Genomic DNA, 25137 nt, shown 5'->3' with positions numbered 1-25137 from the left:
ACCGGCCGCGACTGGCGTCGTGGTCAGTCCTCGCGCGGCTGGTCGGGCGTCGCGGAGACCGGGGTGCCGCTGAGCGCGGCCGTCGTCACGCGCCGACGCCCACGACCCTGACCGGGAGCCTTCGGCTCGGGCAGGGCGCTCAGCACCGAGTCGAGCAGCAGGTCCTTCTCGGTGCGGGGCGCGGCCGAGGCATCCGACCGCTCGTTCTTCGCCGCGGAGGGGCGGCTCTCGCGCTTCTTGCGGGCCTTCTTGGGCCGCTCGACGGGCACCTCGAGCTCGACGGCCACCGCCGTCGTCTCGCCGGCGGCATCCGCCGCCGGGTGGATCGTCGAGGCCGCGATCGCCGCGAGGGCCGACTTCGCGCTCTCCGTGATGACGTGCGTGCCGCCGGGGGTGCTGCTGCCGTTGGTGTTGCCGTTGCCCGACGACGACTGCCGCGGACGGCGTCCGCCCGACGAGCCGTTCGACGGTGCGGCGCTGCGGTGCTTGACGACGGGGTCGTGGTGCACGATGACGCCGCGTCCGGCGCAGACCTCGCAGGGCTCGCTGAAGGTCTCGAGGAGACCGAGGCCGAGCTTCTTGCGGGTCATCTGCACGAGGCCGAGCGAGGTGACCTCGGCGACCTGATGCTTGGTGCGGTCGCGGCTCAGGCATTCGATGAGCCGGCGCAGCACGAGGTCGCGGTTCGACTCGAGCACCATGTCGATGAAGTCGACGACGATGATGCCACCGATGTCGCGCAGCCGCAGCTGACGGACGATCTCCTCGGCCGCCTCGAGGTTGTTCTTCGTGACGGTCTCTTCGAGGTTGCCGCCGGTACCGACGAACTTGCCCGTGTTGACGTCGACGACGGTCATCGCCTCGGTGCGGTCGATGACGAGCGAGCCGCCCGAGGGCAGCCAGACCTTGCGGTCGAGGGCCTTCTCGATCTGCTCGCTGACGCGGAACCGGTCGAACGGGTCCTGCTCGTCGTCGTACTTCTCGACGCGCTCGAGGAGGTCGGGCGCGACGCCGGCGAGGTAGGCGGTGATCGTCTGGTAGGCGTCCTCCCCCTGGATGAGCATCTTGGAGAAGTCCTCGTTGAACACGTCGCGGACGATCTTGACGAGAAGGTCGGGCTCGGCGTGCAGCAGCGCGGGAGCCTGCACCGTCTCGAGCTGCGTGGAGATGTGCTCCCACTGGCTCGTCAGGCGCTGCACGTCGCGGGTCAGCTGATCCTCGGTCGCGCCCTCGGCGGCGGTGCGCACGATGACGCCGCTCGACTCGGGCAGCACCTCTTTGAGGATGCGCTTCAGGCGCGCCCGCTCGGTGTCGGGGAGCTTGCGGGAGATCCCGTTCATCGCACCGCCGGGCACGTACACGAGGTAGCGGCCGGGGAGCGAGATCTGGCTCGTCAGACGCGCACCCTTGTGCCCGACCGGGTCTTTCGTGACCTGCACGAGCACGCGGTCGCCGCTCTTGAGCGCGAGCTCGATGCGGCGCGGCTGGTTGCCGGTCTCGACGGCGTCCCAGTCGACCTCGCCGGAATACAGCACGGCGTTCCGGCCCCGACCGATGTCGACGAAGGCGGCCTCCATCGAGGGCAGCACGTTCTGCACGCGACCGAGGTAGACGTTGCCGATCAGCGACGACTCCTGGCTGCGGGCGACGTAGTGCTCGACGAGCACGTTGTCCTCGAGCACGGCGATCTGGATCCGGCCGTTCTTCGAGCGGACGATCATGTCGCGGTCGACGGCCTCGCGGCGCGCGAGGAACTCGGCCTCGGTGACGACGGTGCGCCGGCGTCCGGCCTCGCGGCCGTCGCGGCGACGCTGCTTCTTGGCCTCGAGCCGCGTCGATCCCTTGATGCGCTGCGGCTCGGTGATGAGCTCGACGGCCCGCTGGCGCGGCTGACGGCCGGGGCGCTCGCCCTGGCTCGGCGCGTCGTCGCCGTCGGATGCCTGGCCGCCACCGCCGCGGCGACGGTTGCGCCTCCGGGCGCTCGATCCGCTCTCGGACCCCTGGTCGCCGGAGTCGTCGCGCTGTGCGTCGCCGCCCCGTCCGGGACGAGCGGGCAGCGCCACGACCTCGGGCGCGTAGAACATCAGCTGGGTCGAGACCTGCGAGACGAACTCGGCGGGCAGCAGACCGAGCGAGGCGGCGGTCACGGGGGCGGCGGGCTCCGACTCGGTGGGCTCGGGCTCGGTGACCGCCTCCGCCGCGGCGGCCTCGGCCACGGCTTCGACGACGACGGGCTCGGCGACGGCGTCGGCCGCGGCATCCGCCTCGGTGTCGGGCGCGATCTCGACCGTCTCGACGACGATGACATCGAGCTGCGCGTCGGTGTCGCTGTCCACGGGCGCCGACTCGGGAGCCGCATCGGCGGCATCCGGAGCCTCCTGCTCGGGCGTCAGCGGGAGCTGAGCGAGCTGCTCCAGGTCGAGGCGGGCGGGTTCGGTGGTGTCATTGTGCTCATCGGCCATCTCTGGCTAACTCCTTGCGGGCGGCTCCGCGGGCCGTCCCGGGCGAATCTGGCGGTGCGGCTCCGGTCCGGAGCTACCGCGAACTCATACGGTCTGCAGTCTCACCCGCTCTCCGGCGGGGCTCGTCCTGCGCTGGGCGTTCATCGCCCGAAGTCATCGGTGACACCCGGCGCGCGGCGCGGCCGCGAAGGCGTCGGCCATCATTATCGCACTTTCGCGTCGGGATTGTGTGAACGACCGCCTCGGCGATCGAGAGCGCGCCGCGAGCGGCCGTGCCCGGCACATGCGGCGGAGCCAAAGAATCACGGTGCGATAATCGCCGCATGCCGCCGCGCACCATCGACAGCCGCCCGACAGTCCTCGCCGTGTGGCTGGTGATCGCCGGAGTCATCGGCTGGATCGCCGCCTTCGCGCTCACGACCGAGAAATTCCTCGCCCTCGCGAACCCCGACGCGGGGCCCGCGTCGTGCGATTTCAGCCCGCTCGTGCAGTGCACCAAGAACCTCGACTCATGGCAGGGCAGCGTGTTCGGCTTTCCGAACCCGATCCTCGGCCTCACCGGCTGGGTCGCGTCGATCGTCGTCGGCATGGCGATCCTCGCCGGTGCACGATTCGCGCGCTGGTTCTGGCTCGCCTTCGCCGCCGGCATCACGTTCGCCTTCGGCTTCGTGCTCTGGCTGATCGGGCAGAGCATCTTCTCGCTCGGCACCCTGTGCCCGTGGTGCATGGTCACGTGGGTCGTGACCATCCCGACGTTCTACGCGGTGTGGGTGCAGCTGCTGCGTTCGGGGGTGATCTCGTCGTCGCGGCGGGTGAAGGCGGTCGGCGCCTCGCTCGGCGCGTGGGTGCCGCTCATGGCCATCCTCACCTACGCGGTCGTCGGCGTCCTCGCCCAGCTGCGCCTCGACGTCCTGAGCGCGCTGTTCTGACGCGACGGCGCGGGGCGCGCCGGACGCGCCCCGCGCGCCGCGGTCAGAACCAGATCGCGAGCTCGCGCGCCGCCGATTCGGGGCTGTCGCTGCCGTGCACGAGGTTCTGCTGCACCTTGCCGCCCCAGTCGCGGCCGAAGTCGCCGCGGATCGTCCCGGGCGCCGCGGTGGTGGGGTCGGTGGTGCCGGCGAGCGAGCGGAAGCCCTCGATCACGCGGTTTCCGGCGAGGCGGATCGCGACCGACGGACCCGACAGCATGAACTCGACGAGGGGCTCGTAGAACGGCTTTCCGACGTGCTCGGCGTAGTGCTGCTCGAGCACCTCGCGGTCGGGCTCGACGAGCTTGATGTCGACGAGCGCGTACCCCTTCGCCTCGATGCGGGCGAGGATCGCCCCGGTGAGGCCGCGGGCGACGCCATCGGGCTTGACGAGGACGAGAGTCTCTTCGGTGGGCATGTCAGTCTCCGTTCGTTGCGGCTCGCGCCGCGTTGCGGCGGTCGAGAGAGCCGCCCTTGATCGTCGCATACGCGTACATCGCGCCGAAAATGAGCCCGACGACCGCGAGCGCCGGCTCGAGGAACCCGCCCGCGATGATCAGTAGCTGCCAGAACCAGCCGAGTGCGATGCCCCAGTCGTGGCGCAGCACCCCCGAGGTCGCGATGAGCAGGATCGCCAGCACCACCCCGACCACGATCCCCCACCACTGCTCGATGCCCGCCGGCAGCGCCTTCAGCCCGTAGAGGGCGAGTCCGCCGAGGAACACGATGATCGACTCGAAGCCGAGCACGATGGATGCCAGTGACTCGCGCGCTCCGCGCTGCCGACGCGCCCGAGGCGCGCGAGCCGCACCCGGTGCGCCCGCGGGGTCTGCCGCGCCCGAGGCATCCTGGCTCACGCCTGCCACCCGTCTTTCCAGTCCTCTTCGGCCGCGAGCTGGAGGGCCTCCCCGGCGAGCACGACGCTGCCGGCGATGACGACGGCGCGGCGGTCGGATGCCGCGGCCCATTCCCGTGCGGCTTCGGCCGCTTCGGCGAGGTCGCTGTGCACCGTGACGTGCGCCCCGGCCGCTTCGACCAGGTCGGCGAGGGCATCGGGGTCGGCGGCGCGGTCGGAGTCGGGCGCGGTCGCGAACACGTGCGCCGCGGCGGGGACGACGGTCGACACGATGCCGGCGATGTCCTTGTCGCCGAACGCGCCGAGCACGATGCCCCACTCGTCGAAGTCGAACGAGTCCTCGAGCGCCGAGACGAGAGCGCGCGCGCCGTGCGGGTTGTGCGCGCTGTCGACGAGCACGGTGGGCGCCACTCCGACGAGCTGCAGCCGGCCGGGCGAAGTCACCTGGGCGAGGCCGTCGGCGACGACGTCGGTCGCCAGCGGCTGCTCGGCTCCCCCGATGAGGGATTCGACCGCGGCGATCGCGAGCGCCGCGTTGTGGCCCTGGTGGGCGCCGTAGAGCGGCAGGTACAGCTCGTCGTAGGTGCCGGCGAGACCCTGCACGCTGATCTGCTGGCCGCCGACGGCGAGGCTCTGCGCGGTGAGGGCGAACGCGTCGCCCTCCACCGCGAGCGAGGCGCTGCGGGCGTCGGCGGCGGCCTTCAGCACCTCGAGCGCCGCCGGGTTCTGCTCGGCCGAGACCGCCGCGGCGCCGGGCTTGATGATGCCCGACTTGACGGTGGCGATCTCGGCGACCGTGTTCCCGAGGCGGTCGGCGTGGTCGAGGTCGATCGGGGCGAACACCACCACGTCGCCGTCGGCGGTGTTGGTCGAATCCCACGAACCGCCCATCCCGACCTCGATCACCGCGACGTCGACGGGCGCGTCGGCGAAGGCCACGAAAGCGAGCACCGTCAGCAGCTCGAAGAAGGTGAGGGGCGCGTCGCCCGCGGCGGCGAGTTCGGCGTCGACGAGATCGACGAACGGCGAGATCTCGTCCCAGGCATCCGCGACGAGCCCGTCGTCGATCGGCTCGCCGTCGATCATGACCCGCTCGGTGAACCGCTCCAGGTGCGGGCTCGTGAACAGGCCCGTGCGCAGACCGTGGGCGCGGACGATCGACTCGACGATCCGCGCGGTCGACGTCTTGCCGTTGGTGCCGGTGAGGTGCACGACCCGGTAGCTCGCCTGCGGGTCGCCGAGGAGCTCCAGCACCCGCCGGGTGCGCTCGACGCGCGGCTGCACCCACTGCTCGCCCTGACGGGTGAGGAGGGCCGCGTAGACGGCATCCGCTCTCGCTCGATCGTTCACTGTGCGCCTCCGATCCGCGTGACGGCGACGGTGAGGTCGCCGCGGTTGGCGTAGGTTCCCGCCGGTACGACGGCGGTGTGCTCCGCGTCGATGGTATCGGCCGAGGCCAGCACCGATCCCTCGGCGACGAGCGGCTCACCGCCCGGAGCGACGACGGCGTAGTCGAGCGCGAGGGTCTCTCCGGCGACGTCGGCGGCGGCGAACGCCGCGGCGACCGCCTCGGCATCCTCCTGCGCCGCGAACAGCAGCTGCAGCCGGATGCGGTCGCTCACCTCGAAACCGGCGGCCTTGCGGGTGTCCTGCACCGCGCGGATCACGTCGCGCGCGAGCCCCTCGGCCTCGAGCTCGGGCGTCGTCGTGATGTCGAGGATGACGAAGCCCGAGCCCGACAGCAGCGCGAGCGCCTCCCCTTCGGGCCGCCCGGTCGTCTCGAGCACGAGCTCGTACTCTCCGGGCTCCAGGGCGACGCCGCCCGCCGTGACGACGCCGTCGGTCTCGCTCCAGTCACCGCCGCGCGCGGCGCCGATGACCTGCTGCACCTGCTTGCCGAGGCGCGGACCGGCCGCGCGGGCGTTCACCGACAGGCGATGCGTGATCCCGTATTCGACAGCCGTCGTCTCGCCGAGGGGCGCGAACGCGACCTCCTTGACGTTCAGCTCGTCGCGCAGGATCTCCTCGAACCGCTCGAGCTGCTCCGCACCGTCGGCGACCACCGTCAGCCGGGGCAGCGGCAGCCGCACGCGCTTGCCCTCCTTCTTGCGCAGGCCGTTCGCGACGCTCGACACCTCGCGCACCGCGTCCATCGCGGAGCGGATGTCGGCCGCCGCCGGGAACGCGCCGGCGTCGGGCCAGTCGGTCAGGTGCACGCTGCGCCCGCCGGTGAGCCCCTGCCAGATGCGCTCGGAGACGAGCGGGATGAGCGGAGCCGCGACGCGGGTGAGCGTCTCGAGCACCGTGTAGAGCGTGTCGAACGCCTCGGTGGATGCCTCGTCGCCGGCCTTCACGCCGACCCAGAAGCGGTCCCGCGACCGGCGGATGTACCAGTTGGTGAGCACCTCGGCGAAGTCGCGCAGGCGCGCGGCCGCCGTCGTCGAATCGAGCGCCTCGAGGTCGGCGGCGACGCCGTCGACGAGCTCGCCGGTGAGGGCGAGGATGTACCGGTCGAGGACGTCGGTCGAGTCGGTGCGCCAGCGTGCCTCATACCCCTCGCCGCCCTCACCGCCCGCCGCGTTGGCGTAGGTCGCGAAGAAGTACCACGCGTTCCACAGCGGCAGCAGGAACTCGCGCACGCCCGCGCGGATCCCCTCCTCCGTGACGATGAGGTTGCCCCCGCGGAGCACCGACGACGCCATCAGGAACCAGCGCATGGCGTCGGACCCGTCGCGGTCGAACACCTCGCTCACGTCGGGGTAGTTCCGCAGCGACTTCGACATCTTCAGGCCGTCGCTGCCGAGCACGATGCCGTGGCACGCGACGCCCGTGAAGGCGGGCCCGTCGAACAGCGCGCCGGAGAGCACGTGCATGACGTAGAACCAGCCGCGGGTCTGCCCGATGTACTCGACGATGAAGTCGGCGGGCGCGTGCTCGTCGAACCACTCACGGTTCTCGAACGGGTAGTGCACCTGCGCGAACGGCATCGACCCCGAGTCGAACCAGACATCGAAGACGTCCTCGATGCGGCGCATCGTCGAGCGGCCCGTCGGGTCGTCGGGGTTCGGACGGGTCAGCTCATCGATGTACGGGCGGTGGAGGTCGACCTCGCCCGCCTCGTTGACCGGCAGGCGGCCGAAGTCGGCCTCGAGCTCGGCGAGCGAGCCGTAGGCATCCACACGCGGATACTCCGGGTCATCGCTCTTCCACACCGGGATCGGCGAGCCCCAGAACCGGTTGCGGCTGATCGACCAGTCGCGCGCGCCCTCGAGCCACTTGCCGAACTGGCCGTGCTTGACGTTCTCGGGCGCCCAGGTGATCTGCTCGTTGAGCTCGATCAGGCGGTCCTTGATCGCCGTGACGCGCACGAACCAGCTCGAGACGGCCTTGTAGATGAGGGGGTTCCGGCAGCGCCAGCAGTGCGGGTAGGAGTGCTCGTAGGATGCCTCGCGGAGGAGTCGCCCCTCGGCCTTCAGCAGCCGGATGAGCGGCCGGTTGGCATCCATCCACAGCTCACCGGCGACGTCGGTCACCTGCGGCAGGAAGCGTCCGCCGTCGTCGAGCGACATGATGAGCGGGATGCCGGCGGCCCCGGTCACCCGCTGGTCGTCCTCACCGTAGGCGGGCGCCTGGTGCACGATGCCAGTGCCGTCGGTGGTCGTCACGTAGTCGTCGACGAGGATGCGCCACGCGGTGTCGGTGCCCCAGACCTCGGCGTCGGCGTAGTAGTCGAACAGCCGGTCGTAGTGCACGTCGCGGAGCTCTTCGCCCGTGAGCGTGCGCTCGACGGCGGCGGCCGCTGCCGCGGCATCCTCGTAGCCGAGCTCCTTCGCGTGGTTGCCGAGCAGGTCGGCGGCCAGAAGGTACCGGTGCGCCTCGCCCTCGGCGGCGCTCTCGTGCACGTCGGACGCTCCGAGCGGGCCGCCCGGCACGACGACGTACTCGATGTCGGGGCCGACGGCGAGCGCGAGGTTCGTCGGGAGGGTCCACGGGGTCGTCGTCCAGGCGAGCGCGCGCACGCCGGTGAGGCCGAGCGACTCGGCCTTGACGCCGACGAGGGGGAAGGTGACCGTGACCGACGGATCCTGCCGCATCTTGTAGACGTCGTCGTCCATGCGCAGCTCGTGGTTCGACAGCGGGGTCTCGTCGCGCCAGCAGTAGGGCAGCACGCGGTAGCCCTCATAGGCGAGGCCCTTGTCCCACAGGTTCTTGAACGCCCACAGCACCGACTCCATGAACCCGGTGTCGAGTGTCTTGTAGCCGCGCTCGAAGTCGACCCAGCGCGCCTGGCGGGTGACGTAGTCCTCCCACTGCTGCGTGTACTCGAGCACCGACTCCTTCGCCTTGGCGTTGAACGCGCCGAGGCCCATCTGCTCGATCTCGCTCTTCTCGGTGATGCCGAGCTGCTTCATCGCCTCGAGCTCGGCCGGCAGGCCGTGCGTGTCCCAGCCGAAGACGCGGTCGACCTTCTTGCCGCGCATCGTCTGGAACCGCGGGAAGAGGTCCTTCGCATAGCCGGTCAGCAGATGCCCGTAGTGCGGAAGCCCGTTGGCGAACGGTGGGCCGTCGTAGAAGACCCACTCGTCGGCGCCCTCGCGCTGCGCGATCGATGCCCGGAAGGTGTCGTCGGATGCCCAGAACGCGAGCACCTCACCCTCGATCTCGGGGAAGCGCGGGCTCGGCGAGATGGTGTCGGGCGTGGCGCCGGCGGCCGGTCCGAAGGCGGAGGTGCGCGGGTAGGTCATGTCTCTCCAGCAGGTGCGTCTGATGCTTCCTGCGAGGACGATCCGTGCTGTCGCACGGGCCGCGGTACCACCCCGCTTGCCCTCCCCGATCCGACGAGGGCCTCTCTCCTGCGGCTGTGACGGGCCTGCCCCGCGCGGTTCTAGTGGCGTCGGACGGGCCGATGCGTTCTTCCGCGAGCTCCCCGGTGATGGCCGGATCGATGCTGGTCCCTCCAGCATACCGGCGACGTAGGCTGGCGGGCATGCCCTCCCCTCGGTCCACCGGCGGGCGCCGGACCCCGCGCGGCCCGCACGCTCCGCGCGTGACGGCGCCCGACCTGCCCGCTCGGTTCGACGGCGACGCCGATCTCGCGCCCCGCGCCGACCTGATCGGAGTGCGGCTGCGCGCGACGGGCGACGTGGTGAGTGACGCGCACGGGCGCATCGCCGAGTCGCGGCTCGACGAGGCATCCGTGACGCGCCTCGATCTCACCGGGGCGACCCTCGTCGACGTCGCGATCACCGGTGTGCGTGCCGCCGAGCTCGTCTGCCGGGGCGGCGCGTGGCTCGAGCCGCGCCAGGCCGAACTGCACGCGGTCGCGTTCGCCGAGGCGCTGGGCATCGGGGTGACCGGGTGATCCTCTCCACCGGGCGACTGGACCTCCGCGAGATGACGGATGCCGATCTGCCGGCGCTCCGGGCGATCCTGCACGATCCCGTGGCGATGATCGCGTACGAGGGCGCGTTCGACGACGCGGAGTCGCTCGCCTGGCTGCGGCGGATGCAGGAGCGGTACGCCGACGACGGCTTCGGGCTGTGGGCCGTCGTGCTGCGCGAGACGGGCGAGATGATCGGGCAGTGCGGCATCACCCGCCAGCGGATCGATCAGGACGAGGTGATCGAGGTGGGTTACCTGTTCGCGCGCGCCCACTGGCACCGGGGGTACGCCGTCGAGGCGGCGAGCGCGTGCCGCGACTGGGCCTTCCGTGAGCTGCCGATCGACGAGCTGTACGCCAAGGTGCGCTCGACCAACGTGGCATCCATGAACGTCGCCATCCGGCTCGGCACGACCGTGCGGCGCACCTTCACGACCCACTACCGCGGCGTCGACATGCCGCACCTCGCCTTCGCGGTGTCGCGCGAGGCGTGGTCGCGGGGGCGGCGGTCGGTTCCTGAGGAGCCTGCGGGTTCCTGAGGACCGGATGCCCCGGAATCACTGCGGGTCGGCCGCGACGTGCGAACGGTCGCCCCGCTCGAGCACCCACAGGCCCAGACGCCGCGCCTCTGTCACGCACGAGAGGACGACGCCGTCTCGCGCGGCGCACACCAGCAGCGGATCGGCGCCCGGCGCGGCCAGCCACCCCTTGCGCGGCCGCGACACCTCGCCGGCTTCGACGGCGCGGCGGATCGCCCGCTCGCTCCACCCGCGCCCACGCACGAGCCCCACGCGAGCCAGCCCTCCGTTGTCGCGCACGACGACCTGAACGCTCATGGCATCAGCCTGCCCGCGCCGAGGCCGGTCCGACGCGCGCGCGGGCGCATCGGTGGACAGTCCACCGGATCGGGCATCTGGGGAGGAGGCGATGGCCCCAGAGCCCGGCCCGTCACCCGGGAGGTTCCTGAGGAGCCTGCCGGTTCCTGAGGACCGGATGCCCGGAATCGTTCCTCAGCATCCGTCATCTCCTCAGCATCCGACTCTCCCGGCACCCGCACCCGCCTCCGCGCCAGCCGTCGTCTCCGCAGCATCCGACCCGCGTAGAATGGCCGGACAAACCACACTCAGGCACGCTCACACAGTGCCGCACATATCGCTCGAGGAGACAGCCATGGCCGACGCACAGATTCCCGACAAGCCCGCCCTGGAAGGCCTCGAGCAGAAGTGGGATGCCGCGTGGGCGGCGCAGGGCCCGTACCTGTTCGACCGTGACGCCGCCAAGGCGGCCACGCAGGCGCAGGGTCGCGCGGGGATCTTCTCGGTCGACACTCCCCCGCCGACGGCCTCCGGGTCGCTGCACATCGGGCACGTATTCAGCTATACGCACACCGACGTCAAGGTGCGCTTCGAGCGCATGCGCGGCAAGACCGTGTTCTACCCGATGGGCTGGGACGACAACGGCCTCCCCACCGAGCGCCGCGTGCAGAACTTCTACGGCGTGCGCTGCGACACGTCGCTCCCCTACGATCCGGACTTCACCCCGCCCTTCCACGGCGACGCGAAGAGCCTCAAGCCGGCCGACCAGGTGCCGATCAGCCGCCGCAACTTCATCGGGCTGTGCGAAGAGCTGACCCTCGAAGACGAGAAGCAGTTCGAGGCGCTGTTCCGCCAGCTCGGCCTCTCGGTCGACTGGACGCAGACCTACCGCACGATCTCCGACGACACGATCCGCACGAGCCAGCTCGCGTTCCTGCGGAACCTCGAGCGCGGCGAGGCGTACCAGGCCATGGCGCCGACCCTGTGGGACATCGACTTCCGCTCCGCGATCGCGCAGGCCGAGCTCGAAGACCGCGAGCAGCAGGCGAGCTACCACCACCTCGCCTTCCACAAGACCGACGGCTCGGGCGACATCCACATCGAGACGACACGCCCCGAGCTTCTCGCCGCGTGCGTCGCCCTCGTCGCGAACCCCGGCGACGAGCGGTACCAGGACTACTTCGGCAAGACGGTGCGCACCCCGATCTTCGACGTCGAGGTGCCGGTGCTCGCCCACCCGCTCGCCCAGCAGGACAAGGGATCGGGCATCGCGATGGTCTGCACCTTCGGCGACGTGACCGACATTATCTGGTGGCGCGAGCTCGACCTCCCCAACCGCACGATCCTCGGTCAGGACGGTCGGATCCTCGCCGACGCACCCGAAGCGCTCGAGACGGATGCCGCACGCGCGGCCTACGCCGAGATCGTCGGTCTCACGGTCTTCAGCGCGAAGAAGAAGATGGTCGAACTGCTGCAGGCATCCGGCGAACTGCTCGAGGTCTCGAAGCCCTTCAGTCACCCGGTCAAGTTCTACGAGAAGGGCGACCGGGCGCTCGAGATCGTCTCGACGCGGCAGTGGTACCTCCGCAACGGGGCCCGCGACGAGGCGTTCCGCGAGAAGCTCATCGCGCTGGGGCGAGGCATGGACTGGCATCCCGACTTCATGCGCGTGCGCTACGAGAACTGGACCAACGGGCTCACCGGCGACTGGCTGATCAGCCGTCAGCGCTTCTTCGGCGTGCCGATCCCGGTCTGGTACCCGCTCGACGAGAACGGCGAACGGATCGAGGGCGGCGTGATCACGGCCGACGCGGCCGCTCTCCCCGTCGACCCCACCACCGACACCGCCCCCGGCTTCGACGAGTCGCAGCGCGGCGTGCCGGGCGGGTTCGAGGGCGAGAAGGACATCTTCGACACCTGGGCGACCTCGTCGCTCACCCCGCAGCTGGCCGGCGGCTGGCAGCGCGACGACGAGCTCTGGAACCTCGTGGCGCCGTTCGACCTCCGCCCGCAGGGCCAGGACATCATCCGCACGTGGCTCTTCTCGACGATGGTGCGGTCCGCCCTCGAGGATGACCGCGCGCCGTGGTCGGATGCCGCGATCTCAGGCTTCATCGTCGACCCCGACCGCAAGAAGATGTCGAAGTCGAAGGGCAACGTCGTCACGCCCGCCGACATCCTCGATCAGCACGGCACCGACGCCGTGCGGTACTGGGCGGCATCCAGCCGGCTCGGCGCCGACGCCGCCTTCGACCCGCAGAACCCGACGCAGGTGAAGATCGGCCGGCGGCTCGCGATCAAGGTGCTCAACGCGGCGAAGTTCGTGCTGTCGTTCCCGGTGCCGGAGGGCGCGCAGGTCACCCACGCGCTGGATGCCGCGATGCTCGCGACGCTCGATCAGGTGATCCGCGACGCGACGGCGGCGTTCGAGAACTACGACCACGCGCGCGCCCTGGAGATCACCGAGGCGTTCTTCTGGACGTTCTGCGACGATTACCTCGAACTCGTCAAGGAGCGCGCCTACAACCAGGGCGACGTCGGCCAGGCATCCGCCGCACTCGCGCTGCGCCTCGCGCTGTCGTCGCTGCTGCGTCTGCTCGCCCCCGTCCTCGCCTTCGCGACCGAAGAAGCCTGGTCGTGGTTCGAAGACGGCTCGATCCACACGTCGGCGTGGCCCACGCCGCTCGGCATCGAGGGCGACCCCGCGGTGTTGAAGGCGGCGAGCGAGGCGCTCATCGGCATCCGTCGCGCGAAGACCGAGGCGAAGGCCTCCCAGAAGACGCCCGTGGCACGTCTCGTGCTGCGCGCACCGGATGCCACGGCCGCGGCCCTCACGCTCGCCGAGGGCGACCTCAAGGCCGTCGGACGGATCGAGAGCCTCGAGATCGTCGGCGGAGCCGAGGCGTTCGCCGTCGACACCGTCGAGCTCGCGCCCGTCGAGACGGAGGCCTGACATGCAGCTCGGCACGCGGTGGACGAGCGGCGACGAGCCGCCCGCGGCCGTGCCCGCGAGTCTCCGCCCGCAGATTGCCGCCGTCGACCGCGCGCTGCCGACCGACGACCTCGGTCAGCCGCGCCCGCGGTGGACGCTGACCTTCCTCGAAGGGCGCCCCATCGCCGAGCTCGACACCGGAATGGTCGTCGAGCAGACAGCAACGGGGGCGGTCGTCGTGCGCCACGACGACGAGGACGAGTTCGGCTGACCGCGCCTCAGCGGATGCCGAGCAGGTAGGCGCGGGCGTGCTCCCGGTCGCGATGGGTGGCGGCGACGTCCTCGAGTGCCGCCGCGTCGCTCGCGGTGCACGCGTCGGTCAGGCGCTGCGCCCGACGGGCCATCCGCTCGGCGACGCCGACCGAGATCCCCGTCGCCAGGGCGAGTGCGAGCCGCTCCGCCGGCGTCGGATGCAGACGCGCACGCGTGCTCTCGATGAGTGCCATCAGCTGCCTTCTCTCACTCGTGGGCCGTCGATCGGGAACATGTCCAGTCGGATGAGGTACGGGCGCACGTCGTCGCCCTCCTGGTCGCGGTGCGTGCGCACCGCCTCGGTGATGATCGCGGCGATGCGGTCTCTGACGTCTTCGAACTGCTCGCGTGTGAGGCGTGCGTTGGCCGTGGACAGTTCCGCGGCCTCTTCGAGCGCGTCGTCGGAGCTCCACGACTGTGCGAGGAACCGCATCAGCTGATCGTGGCGCTGCCGGTAGGTCTCGGTCACGACGATCTGCGACGCCGCGAGGCCCGACGGGGTGCGGACCGCCTCGGGGGTCGAGATCGTCACCGAGCCCTTCGGTCGCTCCCACCAGCGCTCGCGGGCCGTCCCGCGCCCGTCGACCTCGCGGATGAGATCGTGCTTCGCGAGGGCACGCAGGTGGTAGCTCGTGGCGCCGCTCGACTCCCCCAGCTGCTCGGCGAGCGAACTCGCGGTCTGCGGCCCATACTGGCTGAGGATGTCGAAGATCCGCACACGCAGGGGGTGGGCGAGCGCCTTCAGCGCGCCCGCGTCGAGCAGGCGGTTTTGTGCCTCGTCCACCGGTTCGGTCTGCTTCTTCGCTGCCACGACGTTCACGGTAGCAATGCAAAGGCTTCTTTGCAAGTGAATGTTTGCAACTACTCCTTTGCAAGGAGGATGCCTCTAGGCTGGCCGCATGGCCGATGCGAATCCCCTGCTGTCCCCCGCCACTCTCCCCTATGGACTTCCCGACTACCGGGAGATCGCACCGGAGCACTACCTGCCCGCTTTCGAGGAGGCGTTCGCGGAGCACCGTCGCGAGATCGACGCCATCACGCGCGTTCGCTCGATGCCCACGTTCGAGAACACCGTCGTCGCGCTGGAGCGCTCGGGCGACCTGCTCGGGCGCGTGGCGCGCACCTTCTACACCGTCTCCTCGGCCGATGCGACCGCCGACATCCAGCAGATCGAGGAGACTCTCGCTCCGCTGATGGCCGCACACAACGACGCCGTCCAGCTCGACAGCGCCCTGTACTGGCGCATCGCGACCCTGCACGAGCGCCTCGACGAGCTCGACCTCGACGCGGAGCAGCGCTACCTCGTCGAACGGCACTACCGCGAGATGACGCACGCCGGTGCGGGGCTCGACGACGCCGAGAAGGAACGACTGACCGAGCTGAACCAGCGACTCTCGGTGCTCACCACCACCTTCGAGAAGAACCTCCTCGCCGACACGAACGACCTTGCGGTGGTCTTCGACGACGCCGTCGAGCTCGACGGCCTCACGGACGGCGAGCTGTCGGCCGCCGCGCAGAACGCCGCCGACCGGGGGCTCCCCGGTCGCTACGTCGTGACGCTCACGCTGTTCACGGGGCATCCGTATCTGTCGAGCCTGACCGATCGCGAGAGCCGTCGGCGGCTGCTCGAAGCCTCGCGCAGCCGGGGTTCGCGCGGCAACGAGCACGACAACCGTGACGTGCTGCGCGAGATCGTGCGACTGCGCGCCGAGCGAGCGGCACTGCTCGGCTACTCGAGCCACGCCGCCTACGTCACGAGCGACGAGACCGCCGGGTCGCCGGGGGCCGTGCACGATCTGCTGCGGCGCCTCGCCGTACCGGCTGCCCGAAACGCCCGCGCCGAGGCGGCGGCGCTGCAGGCGATCGTGGATGCCGAGGACGAACCCTTCCCGATCGACGCGCATGACTGGGCGTACTACACCGAGCGCGTCCGCGCGGCGGAGTACGACCTCGACCGCACGGCCCTGCGCCCCTGGTTCGAGGCCGAGCGTGTGCTGCAGGACGGTGTGTTCCGCGCGGCGACGGAGCTCTACGGCATCACGTTCACCGAGCGGGACGACCTCCTCGGCTACCACCCCGACGTGCGGGTGTTCGAAGTGCGCGAAGCCGACGGCTCGCCGCTCGGGCTCTACCTGCTCGACCTGTACACGCGCGACACCAAGCGGGGCGGCGCGTGGATGAACTCGATCGTCTCGCAATCGGCCCTGCGGGGCACGTCACCGGTCGTCGTCAACAACCTCAACGTGCCGCGGCCGGCCGAGGGGCAGCCGACGCTCCTCACGCTCGACGAGGTGACGACCCTGTTCCACGAGTTCGGCCACGCGCTGCACGGACTGTTCGCGACGGTGACCTACCCGCACTTCGCGGGCACGAACGTCTTCCGCGACTTCGTCGAGTTCCCGAGTCAGGTCAACGAGATGTGGATCCTATGGCCCGAGGTGCTCGCGTCGTACGCCCGCCACATCGACACCGACGAGCCGCTGCCGGCCGAGGTCACCGAGAAGCTGCACGCGTCGGAGGCTTTCAACCAGGGCTTCGCGACGAGCGAGTACCTCGCCGCGGCGTGGATCGACCAGGCCTGGCACTCGCTGGGCGCCGAGGAGGCGGCGGCGGTGACGGATGTCGCGGACTTCGAGGCATCCGCCCTCGCCGACATCGGCCTCGACAATCCACTCGTGCCGACGCGCTACTCGTCGACCTACTTCGCGCACGTGTTCTCGGGCGGTTACAGCGCCGGGTACTACTCGTACATCTGGAGCGAGGTGCTCGACGCCGACACCGTCGAGTGGTTCACCGAGAACGGCGGGCTCGCGCGTGCGAACGGCGACCGCTTCCGCCAGCGACTGCTGGGCGTCGGCGGCTCGAAGGATCCGCTCGAGGCGTACCGCGACTTCCGCGGGCGGGATGCCGAGATCGCACCCCTGCTCGCCCGCCGCGGCCTGGCGTGACGCCTCACCCCTTCGGCGTGCCCGCCCCGCCGACGTGCAGGCGGTGCGGGCGGCCGGCGTGGCCACCGACCTACGGCGAGCTCCGCGGACTCCGCGCCGTCGCCGAGCGTGGACTCACGCGCTCTTGCGCTTGCGCTCCAGGACGAGCGTCGGGGGGGCACCCTCGGTGACGGCGGCGGGTGTCACGATGACCTTGGCGACGTCTTCGGTCGACGGGATGTCGAACATGATCGGACCGAGCACGTCTTCGAGGATCGCGCGGAGGCCGCGTGCACCGGTCTTGCGCGCGACGGCGAGATCGGCGATCGCGCGGAGCGCGTCATCCTCGAACTCGAGCTCGGCGCCGTCGAGCTCGAACATGCGCTGATACTGCTTCACGAACGCGTTCTTCGGGCCGGTGAGGATCTCGATCAGCGCCTCCTGGTCGAGCGGCGCGACCGAGGTGACGACGGGCAGGCGGCCGATGAACTCGGGGATGAGACCGAACTTGTGCAGGTCTTCGGGCTCGACCTCGCTGAACAGGTCGAGCTCCTTGCCCTTCTCCTGCAGCGGGGCGCCGAAGCCGACGCCGTGCTTGCCGACGCGCGACGAGATGATGTCTTCGAGACCCGCGAACGCGCCCGCGACGATGAACAGCACGTTCGTCGTGTCGATCTGGATGAACTCCTGATGCGGGTGCTTGCGCCCGCCCTGCGGCGGCACCGAGGCGACGGTGCCCTCGAGGATCTTCAGCAGCGCCTGCTGCACGCCCTCGCCGGACACGTCGCGGGTGATCGAGGGGTTCTCGGCCTTGCGGGCGATCTTGTCGACCTCGTCGATGTAGATGATGCCCGTCTCGGCGCGCTTCACGTCGAAGTCGGCGGCCTGCAGCAGCTTCAGCAGGATGTTCTCGACGTCTTCGCCGACGTAGCCCGCCTCGGTCAGCGCCGTGGCGTCCGCGACGGCGAACGGCACATTCAGGCGCTTGGCGAGCGTCTGCGCCAGATACGTCTTGCCGCAGCCGGTGGGCCCGAGGAGCAGGATGTTGCTCTTCGCTATCTCCACCTCGTCGGCGCGCTGCTCGGCGGGCAGCAGGGTGCCGTGCGCGCGGACCCGCTTGTAGTGGTTGTAGACCGCGACGGCGAGGGCCTTCTTCGCGGCATCCTGCCCGACGACGTACTCCTCGAGGAACGCGTAGATCTCGCGGGGCTTCGGCAGGTCGAAGTCGGCGACCGCGCCCTCCCCCGACTCGGCCATGCGCTCTTCGATGATCTCGTTGCAGAGCTCCACGCACTCGTCGCAGATGTACACGCCGGGGCCGGCGATCAGCTGCTGCACCTGCTTCTGGCTCTTGCCGCAGAAGGAGCATTTGAACAGGTCGGCGCTCTCACCGATGCGAGCCATGTTGCTCCCCCTTCAGGAACCACTCAGAATGCACTTCGAGCCTAACCGAGGCCGCCGACACATCGGCGGATTGAGTCACCGGTTGTCGACGGGACGATGAAGCCCCGCCGGTGCAACGACGGATGCAGTGCACGGCGGGGCTTCGTGGCGGGCGAGGCGTCAGGACGTAATCGCCGCGGGCTGACGCTTGCGCGAGGTCAGCACCTGGTCGACGATCCCGTACTCCATCGCCTCGTGCGCGGAGAGGATCTTGTCGCGGTCGATGTCCTTATTGACCTGCTCCTGGGTGCGGTTGGTGTGCCGCGCCATGGTCTCCTCGAGCCAGGTGCGCATCCGGAGGATCTCCGCGGCCTGGATCTCGATGTCGGATGCCTGGCCATGACCGGCCTCGCCGACGGCGGGCTGGTGGATGAGGATGCGCGCGTTGGGCAGCGCCAGGCGCTTGCCGGGGGCGCCAGCCGCCAGCAGCACGGAGGCCGCGGAGGCGGCCTGCCCGAGCACGACCGTCTGGATCTGCGGCGACACGTACTGCATGGTGTCGTAGATCGCCGTCATCGCCGTGAACGAGCCGCCGGGCGAGTTGATGTACATGATGATGTCGCGGTCGGGGTCCTGCGACTCGAGCACGAGCAGCTGGGCCATGACGTCATCGGCAGACGCGTCGTCGACCTGCACGCCGAGGAAGATCACGCGGTCTTCGAACAGCTTGTTGTACGGGTCCTGGCGCTTGTAGCCGTAGGCGGTGCGCTCCTCGAACTGGGGCAGGATGTACCGGCTCTGCGGCATCAGCCCGGGCAGCTGCATGCCGCTCGGGGAATGCGACGGGGCGCCGAAGGCGGGGGTGTTCATTCGTTGTGCTCCTTCGGTCAGTTCGCGGGGGTGGTGCCGGGCAGGGTGCCGGATTCGGTGCCGCCACCGCCGACGACGTCGGTCGCCGATTCGCGGATGTGGTCGACGAAGCCGTAGTCGAGCGCCTCCTGGGCGGTGAACCAGCGGTCCCGGTCGCCGTCGGCGTTGATCTGCTCGACGGACTTGCCCGTCTGCGCCGCGGTGATCTCGGCGAGGCGGCGCTTCATGTCGAGGATGAGCTGGGCCTGCGTCTGGATGTCGCTCGAGGTGCCGCCGAAACCGCCGTGCGGCTGGTGCAGCAGCACGCGCGCGTTCGGCGTGATGTAGCGCTTGCCCTTGGTGCCGGCGGTCAGCAGCAGCTGGCCCATCGAGGCGGCCATGCCGATGCCGACCGTGACGATGTCGTTCGGCACGAACTGCATCGTGTCGTAGATCGCCATGCCGGCCGTGATCGACCCGCCGGGCGAGTTGACGTAGAGGTAGATGTCCTTCTCGGAATCCTCCGCGGCCAGCAGAAGGATCTTCGCGCAGATCTCGTTCGCGTTCTCGTCGCGCACCTCCGACCCGAGCCAGATGATGCGGTCCTTCAACAGCCTGTCGAAGACGCTGGTGGCGAGCAGTGGTTCAGCCATGGATACTCCTGGTGTGCGGGTTTCCTTACGTCATCGAATCTACCGAGGCGGAGAGCACCCTCCGCCCGTGTTCGCCGTCGGCGGAGCGCCGTGTCGGCGACACGACGAAGGGTCGGATGCCTCGGCATCCGACCCTTCGTCCTGAACGATTCCGTTCGGGCTATCTCCTCGAGATCACTCGGCGTCGGCCTTCTTCGCCGGAGCCTTCTTCGCGGCGGGCTTGCGCGCGGCCGGCTTCTTGGCGGCCGGCTTCTCGGCATCGGCGTCGACATCCGCCTTCTCGGCGTCGGCCTTCTTGGCCGGATCCTTCTTGGCGGGCGCCTTCTTGGCGGGGGCCTTCTTCGCCGGAGCCTTCTCGGCGGCGGCCTCGGCGTCGGCGGCCTCGTCGGCGATCTCCTGCGCCTCCTCGACGACCTCTTCCTCGAGCGCGGCCTCGTCCTCGGGCGCGATGAAGCCCGTCAGGTCGACCGGCTTGCCGTCGGTGTCGACGACGGTGACCTTGCCGAGCGCGATCGCGAGGGCCTTGTTGCGGGCGACCTCGCCGACGAGCGCGGGCAGCTGGTTCTGGGCCTGCAGCGCCTCGACGAACTCCTGCGGGGCCATGCCGTACTGCGCGGCCGACTGGATGAGGTATTGGGTCAGCTCGTCCTGCGAGACCTGCACGTCGTGCGCCTCGGCGAGCTTGTCGAGGATCATCTGGGTGCGGAACTGCTTCTCGCTGGCCTCAGTGACCTCGGCGCGGTGCACGTCGTCTTCCAGGCGGCCCTCGCCCTCGAGGTGCGCGTGCACCTCGTCTTCGACGAGCTGGGCCGGCACCGGGATCTCGACGGCGGCGATCAGCGCGTCGACGAGCTTGTCGCGCGCGGCGGCGCCCTGCACGTAGACCGACTGCTCGGCGAGGCGCTCGGCGAGGCTGTCGCGCAGCTCGGCGATCGTGTCGAACTCGCTCGCCATCTGGGCGAAGTCGTCGTCGGCGTCGGGCAGCTCGCGCTCCTTGACGGCGGTGACGCTCACCGAGACCTCGGCCTCGTCGCCGGCGTGGTCGCCGCCGACGAGCGTCGAGCGGAACGTGGTGTCCTCACCGGCGGTGAGCGAGTCGACGGCCTCGTCAATGCCCTGCAGCAGCTCGCCCGAGCCGACCTCGTACGACACGCCCTCGGCGCGGTCGATCTCGGTGCCGTCGATGGTGGCGACGAGGTTCAGCTCGACGAAGTCGCCCGTCTTGGCGGGGCGGTCGACGGTCACCAGCGTGCCGAAGCGGCCGCGCAGGCGGTCGAGCTCGGCGTCGATGGCGGCGTCGTCGGTGGCGACGGGCTCGATCTCGACGGTGACGTCCTTCAACTCGGGCAGGTCGAACTCGGGGCGGACGTCGACCTCGACGTCGACCTTGAGGTCGCCGGAGAAGTCGTTCTCGTTCGGCCACTCGATGACCTCGGCGGCGGGGCGACCGACGGTGCGCACCTCGTTGGCGGTGACGGCCTCACGGTAGAAGCCGTCGAGGCCCTCGCTGACCGCGTGCTCGATGACCGCGCCACGGCCGACGCGCTGGTCGATGATCGGGGCGGGGACCTTGCCCTTGCGGAAGCCGGGGATCTGGATGTCCTGCGCGATGTGCTCGTACGCGTGGGCGATCGAGGGCTTGAGCTCGTCGGGGGTGACCGAGATGTGCAGCTTCACCCGGGTAGGGCTGAGCTTCTCGACGGTGCTGGTGACCATGCCTGTTCGTTCTCCTCTTGTTCGGCCACGCCAGGGCGCGGCCGGGGTCTGGGGTCTGGGTCTGGGTCTATGGGGCCGGTGGTCGGGGCGACAGGATTTGAACCTGCGGCCTCCCGCTCCCAAAGCGGGCGCTCTACCAAGCTGAGCTACGCCCCGGGCGCGCACGCGAGCGAGCGCCGATTCACCGCCGGTGGTCAGTCTAGCCGAACCGACCTTGTAGACTCTTCGAGATGCCGCGCACACCGGCATCCACCCCCGGCTTCTCCGCCGGATGCGGGGCTGTAGCTTAATGGTAAAGCCTTAGTCTTCCAAACTAATGACGCGGGTTCGATTCCCGTCAGCCCCTCCACCTCCCCCTCGTCCGACGCGCGTCCGAAGCACGCGTGCCGCGGCTTCAGCGCACGTCGGATGCCTGGGCATGCGCGGCCGAGTGCGCGCGGTAGATCTCGGCGTTGCGCAGAATGCCGGCGCGCTCGTCGTCGGTGAGCTCGCGCCGCACCTTCGCGGGGACGCCCGCGACGAGCGACCCGTCGGGGACGACCGTGCCCTCGAGCACCACGGCACCGCCGGCGACCAGGCATCCCGCCCCGATGACGGCGCCGGAGAGCACGACGCTCCCCATGCCGATCAGCGAGCCGTCGCCGATCGTGCAGCCGTGCACGACCGCGTTGTGGCCGACCGACACGTTCTCGCCGATCACGACGGGCGAGCCCCGGTCGACGTGCACCGAGACGTTGTCCTGCAGGTTGCTCCCCGCACCGAGGACGATCGGGGCGCTGTCGCCGCGGACCACCGCGTTGTACCAGACGCTCGCCCCCTCGGCGAGGGTCACGTCGCCGATCACGCGCGCACCGGAGGCGACGAACGCGCTCTCGTGCAGGCGGGGGGTCCCGGCGGGAACGGAGAGGATCGAGGCGTCGTCAGCGATCGTCATGGCTCCGACGATAGCCCGAGCGGCCGCGCGTTTCGGCGCGTGTCGCACCGGCGTAAGCCGAGCCTTCTCTTGCTTGCGGAATGCCGGGTGCTGAGTAGTGTTACAGGTGATGTGGGGGAATCCCCGACGAATGGAGGCCTGATCATGAGCAAGACGCAGACGATCTCGACGACCGCCGCGAGCCCCGAGGCATCCGCGAGCACGGCGCAGTTCCTGACCCCGGTGGCGCTCGGCCTGCAGGCCCTCGCGGTCAACGGCAAGCAGGCGCACTGGAACGTGCGCGGCAGCAACTTCATCGCGATCCACGAGCTTCTCGACTCGGTCGTCGCCAACGCGCGGGGCTTCGCCGACCTCGCCGCGGAGCGCATCGTCGCCCTCGGCCTGCCGATCGACGCGCGCGTGTCGACCATCGCCGAGAAGGTGCCGGCCACGACCGTTCCCGCCGGGTTCGCGCAGTGGCAGGACGAGATCACCGCGATCATCGCCGACATGGATGCCGTGATCGCCGACGCGCAGGCCGCGATCGACGGTCTCGACGAGACCGACCTGACGAGCCAGGACGTCGCCATCGCGATCAAGGCGGGCCTCGAGAAGGACCGCTGGTTCCTCTCCGCGCACCTCGCCGCGTGAGCGGACGCTGATCGCCGAAAGCTGACGGATGCCCCGGGCCGACGCCCGGGGCATCCGTGCGTCTGGCGGGGGGTGCGCGCCGTGCACGGGCTTGCCCGGCACCTCGGCCCCGGCGCGGTCAGCGAGCGTGGGTGAGCCGCCCGGCGAGGAGTGTCGCCTGCACCTCGGTGGCGCGGAGGGACGACTCGTCCGCCGTCAGCGGGTCGCGGTCGACCACGACGAGGTCTGCGACGTCGCCGGGAACGAGCGTCGCACGGGCGAGCGAACCCGCGCCCGTCGAGGCGGCGAGCGCCGTCGCCGCATCGACGGCCTGATCGGGATGCCACGGCTCGCGCCCGTCGCGCGTGCGATGGACGGCGGCGGCCATCGCCGCCCAGGGGTCGAGGGCGGCGACGGGGGCATCCGAGCCGAAGAGCAGATTCGCGCCGGCGTCGGCGAGAGAGCGCAGCGGATAGGCGATCGCGGTCTGCTCGGCCCAGATGGTGTCGGTCATGTCGCGGTCGTCGATCGCATGTTCGGGCTGCACGCTCGCCCCCACGCCGAGGCGCGCGAACCGCGGGATGTCGGCGTGGGCGACCAGCTGCGCGTGCTCGATGGTGCCCGTCGCGCCGGTGAGAGCGAACGCGTCGAGCGCGTGCGAGTTCGCGAGGTCGCCGATGGCGTGCACGGCGCAGGACAGGCCGCCGCCCGTGGCGCGGGTCATCAGGTCGGCGAGCGCGTCCGGCGCCACCGTCAGCACGCCGTGGTTGTGCGGGTCGCCGGGGTAGGAGTGCGAGCACGCGGCGGTACGGGTGCCGAGCGAGCCGTCGGTGATCACCTTCAGTGAGCCGACCCGCACGAGGCCGTCAGGATCGAGCGCGTCACCGGTCGCGACCCCCTCGGCGAGCGCGCGCTCGAGCTGCGCGGGATAGATGCCGAAGCGGATGCGGGTGGTGTCGAACCCGGCCTCGAGGCGGCGCGCCCACGCCTCCGCGTTCCACGCCATGTCGAGGTCGACGACGCCGACGATCCCCCGCGTCGCGGCGCGGTCGAGGGCGCCCCGCACCAGCCGGTCGCCGAGAAGCGGATCGGCGGCGTTGAGGCGGCGCGAGATCTCGAAGGCCGGCTCTTCGCGCACGAGCCCGCTCTCCTCGATCGCGTAGCCCTCGCGTCGGAAGGCGGCGGTGTTCATCCAGACACTGTGCACGTCGGCGTTGATGAGGTAGGTCGGCACCGACCCGGTGTGCTCGTCGAGGAGCGCAAGGGTCGGGGCATCCGGCCACAGCGCATCGCGGAACCCGGTGCCCACGCGGCGGTCGCCCTCGAGCACGGCGGCGGCGCCCATGAGGGCGGCGGCCTCGCGCGCGGTCCGCGTCTCGTGGAGCGGCTGGCGCTGGGCGACGAGGGCCCACTGCACCGTGTGCACGTGATGGTCCCAGAGCCCGGGGATCACCCAGCCGCCGTCGGCGTCGACGACGATCCCGCGGTGGGGCAGCGCGCCGGCGGGGGCGAGGTCGACGATGCGCCCGCCGGACAGGTGCACGTCGACGAGGTCATCGCCGAACGGGTCGAGCCGATCGACCCCGGTCAGGCGCGCCCGCGCGATGACGGCGGGACGCTCCCCGCGGCCGGCCCCGCTCACCGCTCGCCCCGCGCGGCGCGGAGCGCCCCGTGGGCGCGGCGCATCTCGTCGGGCAGCCGCGGATCGGCGTACGGGCTCGCACCGGCGTCGAGTTCGGCGATGATCGTGTCGACGACCTCGTCGGACTTGTTCTGGCTGAGCTTGCGCTTGGCGACGACCTTGGTCGGCCTCAGCCGGAACCCGACGGTGCCGCGTTCGAGGCGTCGCACGTACTCCTCGTCGTTCGGCGCCTGCCACATGAGCCGCGGCTGCGGCAGGCTCTGCTCGAACCGCGCGACCAGCCGGTCGAGCACGCGCAGGTTCTCCTCCGGGCTCAGCACCTCGGGCACGCCGCTCAGGTGCACCGACACGAAGTTCCACGTCGGCACGCTCGCCACGTCGCCGTACCAGCCGGGCGAGATGTACCCGTGCGGCCCCTGCACGACGACCAGCAGCTCACGCTCCCCCAGCCCGTGGATCGCGTCGTCGGGTTTGCCGACGTGTCCCACGATCGTGAGGTCGCCGGAGCCCCCGGCGGAGTCGTCGGGCTCATCGAGCAGCACGGCGTAATGGGAGGCGACGAGGCCGTCCGGACCCGAGCTCACGATCGTGACCCAGGGGTTCGCGTGGATGAGTCGGCGCATCTCCGTGGCATCCGTCATGGCGAAACTGGGATTCTGCCTCACGCGGCGCCTCCTGAGCTGACGATGATTCCGACGG

22 protein-coding genes and 2 tRNA genes are annotated in these 25137 nt (G+C 70.5%); 8 read left to right on the top strand and 16 right to left on the bottom strand.

Features of this window, described 5'->3' with window-relative positions:
- Window positions 1-23: 23 nt before the first annotated feature.
- The gene (locus FHX68_RS02005) at window positions 24-2462 is read right to left on the bottom strand and encodes an Rne/Rng family ribonuclease (RefSeq protein WP_141379977.1); all 2439 of its coding nucleotides are present in this window, start codon (window positions 2460-2462) and stop codon (window positions 24-26) included.
- Window positions 2463-2785: 323 nt separating this feature from the next.
- Here FHX68_RS02005 and FHX68_RS02000 point away from each other — a divergent pair, with 323 nt between their 5' ends.
- A complete protein-coding gene (locus FHX68_RS02000) occupies window positions 2786-3391 on the top strand; it encodes a vitamin K epoxide reductase family protein (RefSeq protein WP_141379978.1) in 606 nt (201 codons plus the stop codon).
- A gap of 43 nt (window positions 3392-3434) precedes the next feature.
- Here FHX68_RS02000 and ndk read toward each other — a convergent pair whose 3' ends face one another.
- The 4 genes from ndk to ileS are packed head-to-tail and all read right to left on the bottom strand — an operon-like array spanning window position 3435 to window position 9031.
- Window positions 3435-3848 carry a nucleoside-diphosphate kinase gene (gene ndk, locus FHX68_RS01995; protein ID WP_141379979.1) on the bottom strand — a complete coding sequence of 138 codons (414 nt, stop codon included), beginning with the start codon at window positions 3846-3848 and terminating at the stop codon, window positions 3435-3437.
- A gap of 1 nt (window position 3849) precedes the next feature.
- Window positions 3850-4296, bottom strand: a complete 447-nt coding sequence (locus FHX68_RS01990) for a DUF4233 domain-containing protein (protein WP_307723051.1) — start codon at window positions 4294-4296, stop codon at window positions 3850-3852.
- Window positions 4284-5636: a bifunctional folylpolyglutamate synthase/dihydrofolate synthase gene (locus FHX68_RS01985; RefSeq protein ID WP_141379981.1), complete on the bottom strand. Its 1353-nt coding sequence runs from the start codon at window positions 5634-5636 to the stop codon at window positions 4284-4286. Before FHX68_RS01985 ends, FHX68_RS01990 begins: the two co-directional genes overlap by 13 nt.
- Complete coding sequence (ileS, locus tag FHX68_RS01980; RefSeq protein WP_141379982.1) at window positions 5633-9031, bottom strand: isoleucine--tRNA ligase; 3399 nt, start codon at window positions 9029-9031, stop codon at window positions 5633-5635. The genes FHX68_RS01985 and ileS overlap by 4 nt, the downstream gene beginning before the upstream one ends.
- A gap of 242 nt (window positions 9032-9273) precedes the next feature.
- Between ileS and FHX68_RS01975 the strand changes: the two genes are divergently transcribed.
- Both FHX68_RS01975 and FHX68_RS01970 read left to right on the top strand, forming a co-directional pair.
- Window positions 9274-9648: a hypothetical protein gene (locus tag FHX68_RS01975; protein WP_141379983.1), complete on the top strand. Its 375-nt coding sequence runs from the start codon at window positions 9274-9276 to the stop codon at window positions 9646-9648.
- Window positions 9645-10205, top strand: coding sequence for a GNAT family N-acetyltransferase (locus tag FHX68_RS01970; protein WP_141379984.1), 561 nt, complete (start codon window positions 9645-9647; stop codon window positions 10203-10205). The genes FHX68_RS01975 and FHX68_RS01970 overlap by 4 nt, the downstream gene beginning before the upstream one ends.
- Before the next feature lie 18 nt (window positions 10206-10223).
- On the opposite strand, the gene FHX68_RS01965 is transcribed toward FHX68_RS01970, so the two are convergent.
- Window positions 10224-10502: a type IV toxin-antitoxin system AbiEi family antitoxin domain-containing protein gene (locus FHX68_RS01965; protein ID WP_141379985.1), complete on the bottom strand. Its 279-nt coding sequence runs from the start codon at window positions 10500-10502 to the stop codon at window positions 10224-10226.
- 334 nt (window positions 10503-10836) lie between these two features.
- On the opposite strand from FHX68_RS01965, the gene valS reads away from it, so the two are divergent.
- Both valS and FHX68_RS01955 read left to right on the top strand, forming a co-directional pair.
- Window positions 10837-13434 (top strand): valine--tRNA ligase, encoded by a 2598-nt coding sequence (valS, locus tag FHX68_RS01960; RefSeq protein WP_141379986.1) that lies wholly within the window; start codon window positions 10837-10839, stop codon window positions 13432-13434.
- Between the two features lies 1 nt (window position 13435).
- On the top strand, window positions 13436-13684 hold the full coding sequence (locus FHX68_RS01955) for a hypothetical protein (RefSeq protein ID WP_141379987.1): 249 nt from the start codon (window positions 13436-13438) through the stop codon (window positions 13682-13684).
- Between the two features lie 7 nt (window positions 13685-13691).
- Here the strand turns inward: FHX68_RS01955 and FHX68_RS01950 are convergent, their stop codons facing one another.
- Window positions 13692-13919, bottom strand: coding sequence for a hypothetical protein (locus tag FHX68_RS01950; RefSeq protein WP_141379988.1), 228 nt, complete (start codon window positions 13917-13919; stop codon window positions 13692-13694).
- Window positions 13919-14545 carry a winged helix-turn-helix domain-containing protein gene (locus FHX68_RS01945; protein WP_229661488.1) on the bottom strand — a complete coding sequence of 209 codons (627 nt, stop codon included), beginning with the start codon at window positions 14543-14545 and terminating at the stop codon, window positions 13919-13921. Before FHX68_RS01945 ends, FHX68_RS01950 begins: the two co-directional genes overlap by 1 nt.
- Window positions 14546-14624: 79 nt before the next feature.
- Between FHX68_RS01945 and FHX68_RS01940 the strand changes: the two genes are divergently transcribed.
- Window positions 14625-16673, top strand: coding sequence for a M3 family metallopeptidase (locus tag FHX68_RS01940; RefSeq protein ID WP_141379990.1), 2049 nt, complete (start codon window positions 14625-14627; stop codon window positions 16671-16673).
- A gap of 114 nt (window positions 16674-16787) precedes the next feature.
- Here the strand turns inward: FHX68_RS01940 and clpX are convergent, their stop codons facing one another.
- The 5 genes from clpX to FHX68_RS01915 form a co-directional block, all read right to left on the bottom strand.
- Window positions 16788-18056 (bottom strand): ATP-dependent Clp protease ATP-binding subunit ClpX, encoded by a 1269-nt coding sequence (clpX, locus tag FHX68_RS01935; RefSeq protein ID WP_141379991.1) that lies wholly within the window; start codon window positions 18054-18056, stop codon window positions 16788-16790.
- A 159-nt stretch (window positions 18057-18215) separates the two neighbouring features.
- Window positions 18216-18905 carry an ATP-dependent Clp protease proteolytic subunit gene (locus tag FHX68_RS01930; RefSeq protein WP_373288696.1) on the bottom strand — a complete coding sequence of 230 codons (690 nt, stop codon included), beginning with the start codon at window positions 18903-18905 and terminating at the stop codon, window positions 18216-18218.
- 17 nt (window positions 18906-18922) lie between these two features.
- Entirely contained in the window at window positions 18923-19537 is a 615-nt protein-coding gene (locus FHX68_RS01925; protein ID WP_141379992.1) for an ATP-dependent Clp protease proteolytic subunit, read from the bottom strand.
- A gap of 174 nt (window positions 19538-19711) precedes the next feature.
- A complete protein-coding gene (gene tig / locus FHX68_RS01920; RefSeq protein ID WP_141379993.1) occupies window positions 19712-21253 on the bottom strand; it encodes a trigger factor in 1542 nt (513 codons plus the stop codon).
- A 79-nt stretch (window positions 21254-21332) separates the two neighbouring features.
- Window positions 21333-21409, bottom strand: a tRNA-Pro gene (locus FHX68_RS01915).
- Between the two features lie 119 nt (window positions 21410-21528).
- Here FHX68_RS01915 and FHX68_RS01910 point away from each other — a divergent pair.
- Window positions 21529-21602, top strand: a tRNA-Gly gene (locus FHX68_RS01910).
- Window positions 21603-21647: 45 nt separating this feature from the next.
- On the opposite strand, the gene FHX68_RS01905 is transcribed toward FHX68_RS01910, so the two are convergent.
- Window positions 21648-22187: a gamma carbonic anhydrase family protein gene (locus tag FHX68_RS01905; RefSeq protein ID WP_141379995.1), complete on the bottom strand. Its 540-nt coding sequence runs from the start codon at window positions 22185-22187 to the stop codon at window positions 21648-21650.
- A gap of 144 nt (window positions 22188-22331) precedes the next feature.
- Between FHX68_RS01905 and FHX68_RS01900 the strand changes: the two genes are divergently transcribed.
- Window positions 22332-22817: a Dps family protein gene (locus FHX68_RS01900; RefSeq protein ID WP_141379996.1), complete on the top strand. Its 486-nt coding sequence runs from the start codon at window positions 22332-22334 to the stop codon at window positions 22815-22817.
- Between the two features lie 118 nt (window positions 22818-22935).
- On the opposite strand, the gene FHX68_RS01895 is transcribed toward FHX68_RS01900, so the two are convergent.
- The gene (locus FHX68_RS01895) at window positions 22936-24438 is read right to left on the bottom strand and encodes an amidohydrolase (RefSeq protein ID WP_141379998.1); all 1503 of its coding nucleotides are present in this window, start codon (window positions 24436-24438) and stop codon (window positions 22936-22938) included.
- Window positions 24435-25103 carry an FMN-binding negative transcriptional regulator gene (locus FHX68_RS01890; protein ID WP_174799099.1) on the bottom strand — a complete coding sequence of 223 codons (669 nt, stop codon included), beginning with the start codon at window positions 25101-25103 and terminating at the stop codon, window positions 24435-24437. The genes FHX68_RS01895 and FHX68_RS01890 overlap by 4 nt, the downstream gene beginning before the upstream one ends.
- Window positions 25104-25137: the final 34 nt, after the last annotated feature.

The sequence above is a fragment of the Microbacterium lacticum genome, from assembly GCF_006716815.1.
GTDB classification, from domain to species: domain Bacteria; phylum Actinomycetota; class Actinomycetes; order Actinomycetales; family Microbacteriaceae; genus Microbacterium; species Microbacterium lacticum.
The sequence above is the reverse complement of the archived record's forward strand: the minus strand, read 5'-3'. Positions and strand labels throughout refer to the sequence as shown.

Bases quoted from the DNA above. Each gene is read 5' to 3' on its own strand.
- FHX68_RS02005 (WP_141379977.1), bottom strand. From the start codon at position 2,462: ATGGCCGATGAGCACAATGACACCACCGAACCCGCCCGCCTCGACCTG.
- FHX68_RS02000 (WP_141379978.1), top strand. From the start codon at position 2,786: ATGCCGCCGCGCACCATCGACAGCCGCCCGACAGTCCTCGCCGTGTGG.
- ndk (WP_141379979.1), bottom strand. From the start codon at position 3,848: ATGCCCACCGAAGAGACTCTCGTCCTCGTCAAGCCCGATGGCGTCGCC.
- ileS (WP_141379982.1), bottom strand. From the start codon at position 9,031: ATGACCTACCCGCGCACCTCCGCCTTCGGACCGGCCGCCGGCGCCACG.
- FHX68_RS01975 (WP_141379983.1), top strand. From the start codon at position 9,274: ATGCCCTCCCCTCGGTCCACCGGCGGGCGCCGGACCCCGCGCGGCCCG.
- FHX68_RS01965 (WP_141379985.1), bottom strand. From the start codon at position 10,502: ATGAGCGTTCAGGTCGTCGTGCGCGACAACGGAGGGCTGGCTCGCGTG.
- valS (WP_141379986.1), top strand. From the start codon at position 10,837: ATGGCCGACGCACAGATTCCCGACAAGCCCGCCCTGGAAGGCCTCGAG.
- FHX68_RS01955 (WP_141379987.1), top strand. From the start codon at position 13,436: ATGCAGCTCGGCACGCGGTGGACGAGCGGCGACGAGCCGCCCGCGGCC.
- FHX68_RS01950 (WP_141379988.1), bottom strand. From the start codon at position 13,919: ATGGCACTCATCGAGAGCACGCGTGCGCGTCTGCATCCGACGCCGGCG.
- FHX68_RS01940 (WP_141379990.1), top strand. From the start codon at position 14,625: ATGGCCGATGCGAATCCCCTGCTGTCCCCCGCCACTCTCCCCTATGGA.
- clpX (WP_141379991.1), bottom strand. From the start codon at position 18,056: ATGGCTCGCATCGGTGAGAGCGCCGACCTGTTCAAATGCTCCTTCTGC.
- FHX68_RS01930 (WP_373288696.1), bottom strand. From the start codon at position 18,905: ATGAACACCCCCGCCTTCGGCGCCCCGTCGCATTCCCCGAGCGGCATG.
- FHX68_RS01925 (WP_141379992.1), bottom strand. From the start codon at position 19,537: ATGGCTGAACCACTGCTCGCCACCAGCGTCTTCGACAGGCTGTTGAAG.
- tig (WP_141379993.1), bottom strand. From the start codon at position 21,253: ATGGTCACCAGCACCGTCGAGAAGCTCAGCCCTACCCGGGTGAAGCTG.
- FHX68_RS01905 (WP_141379995.1), bottom strand. From the start codon at position 22,187: ATGACGATCGCTGACGACGCCTCGATCCTCTCCGTTCCCGCCGGGACC.
- FHX68_RS01900 (WP_141379996.1), top strand. From the start codon at position 22,332: ATGAGCAAGACGCAGACGATCTCGACGACCGCCGCGAGCCCCGAGGCA.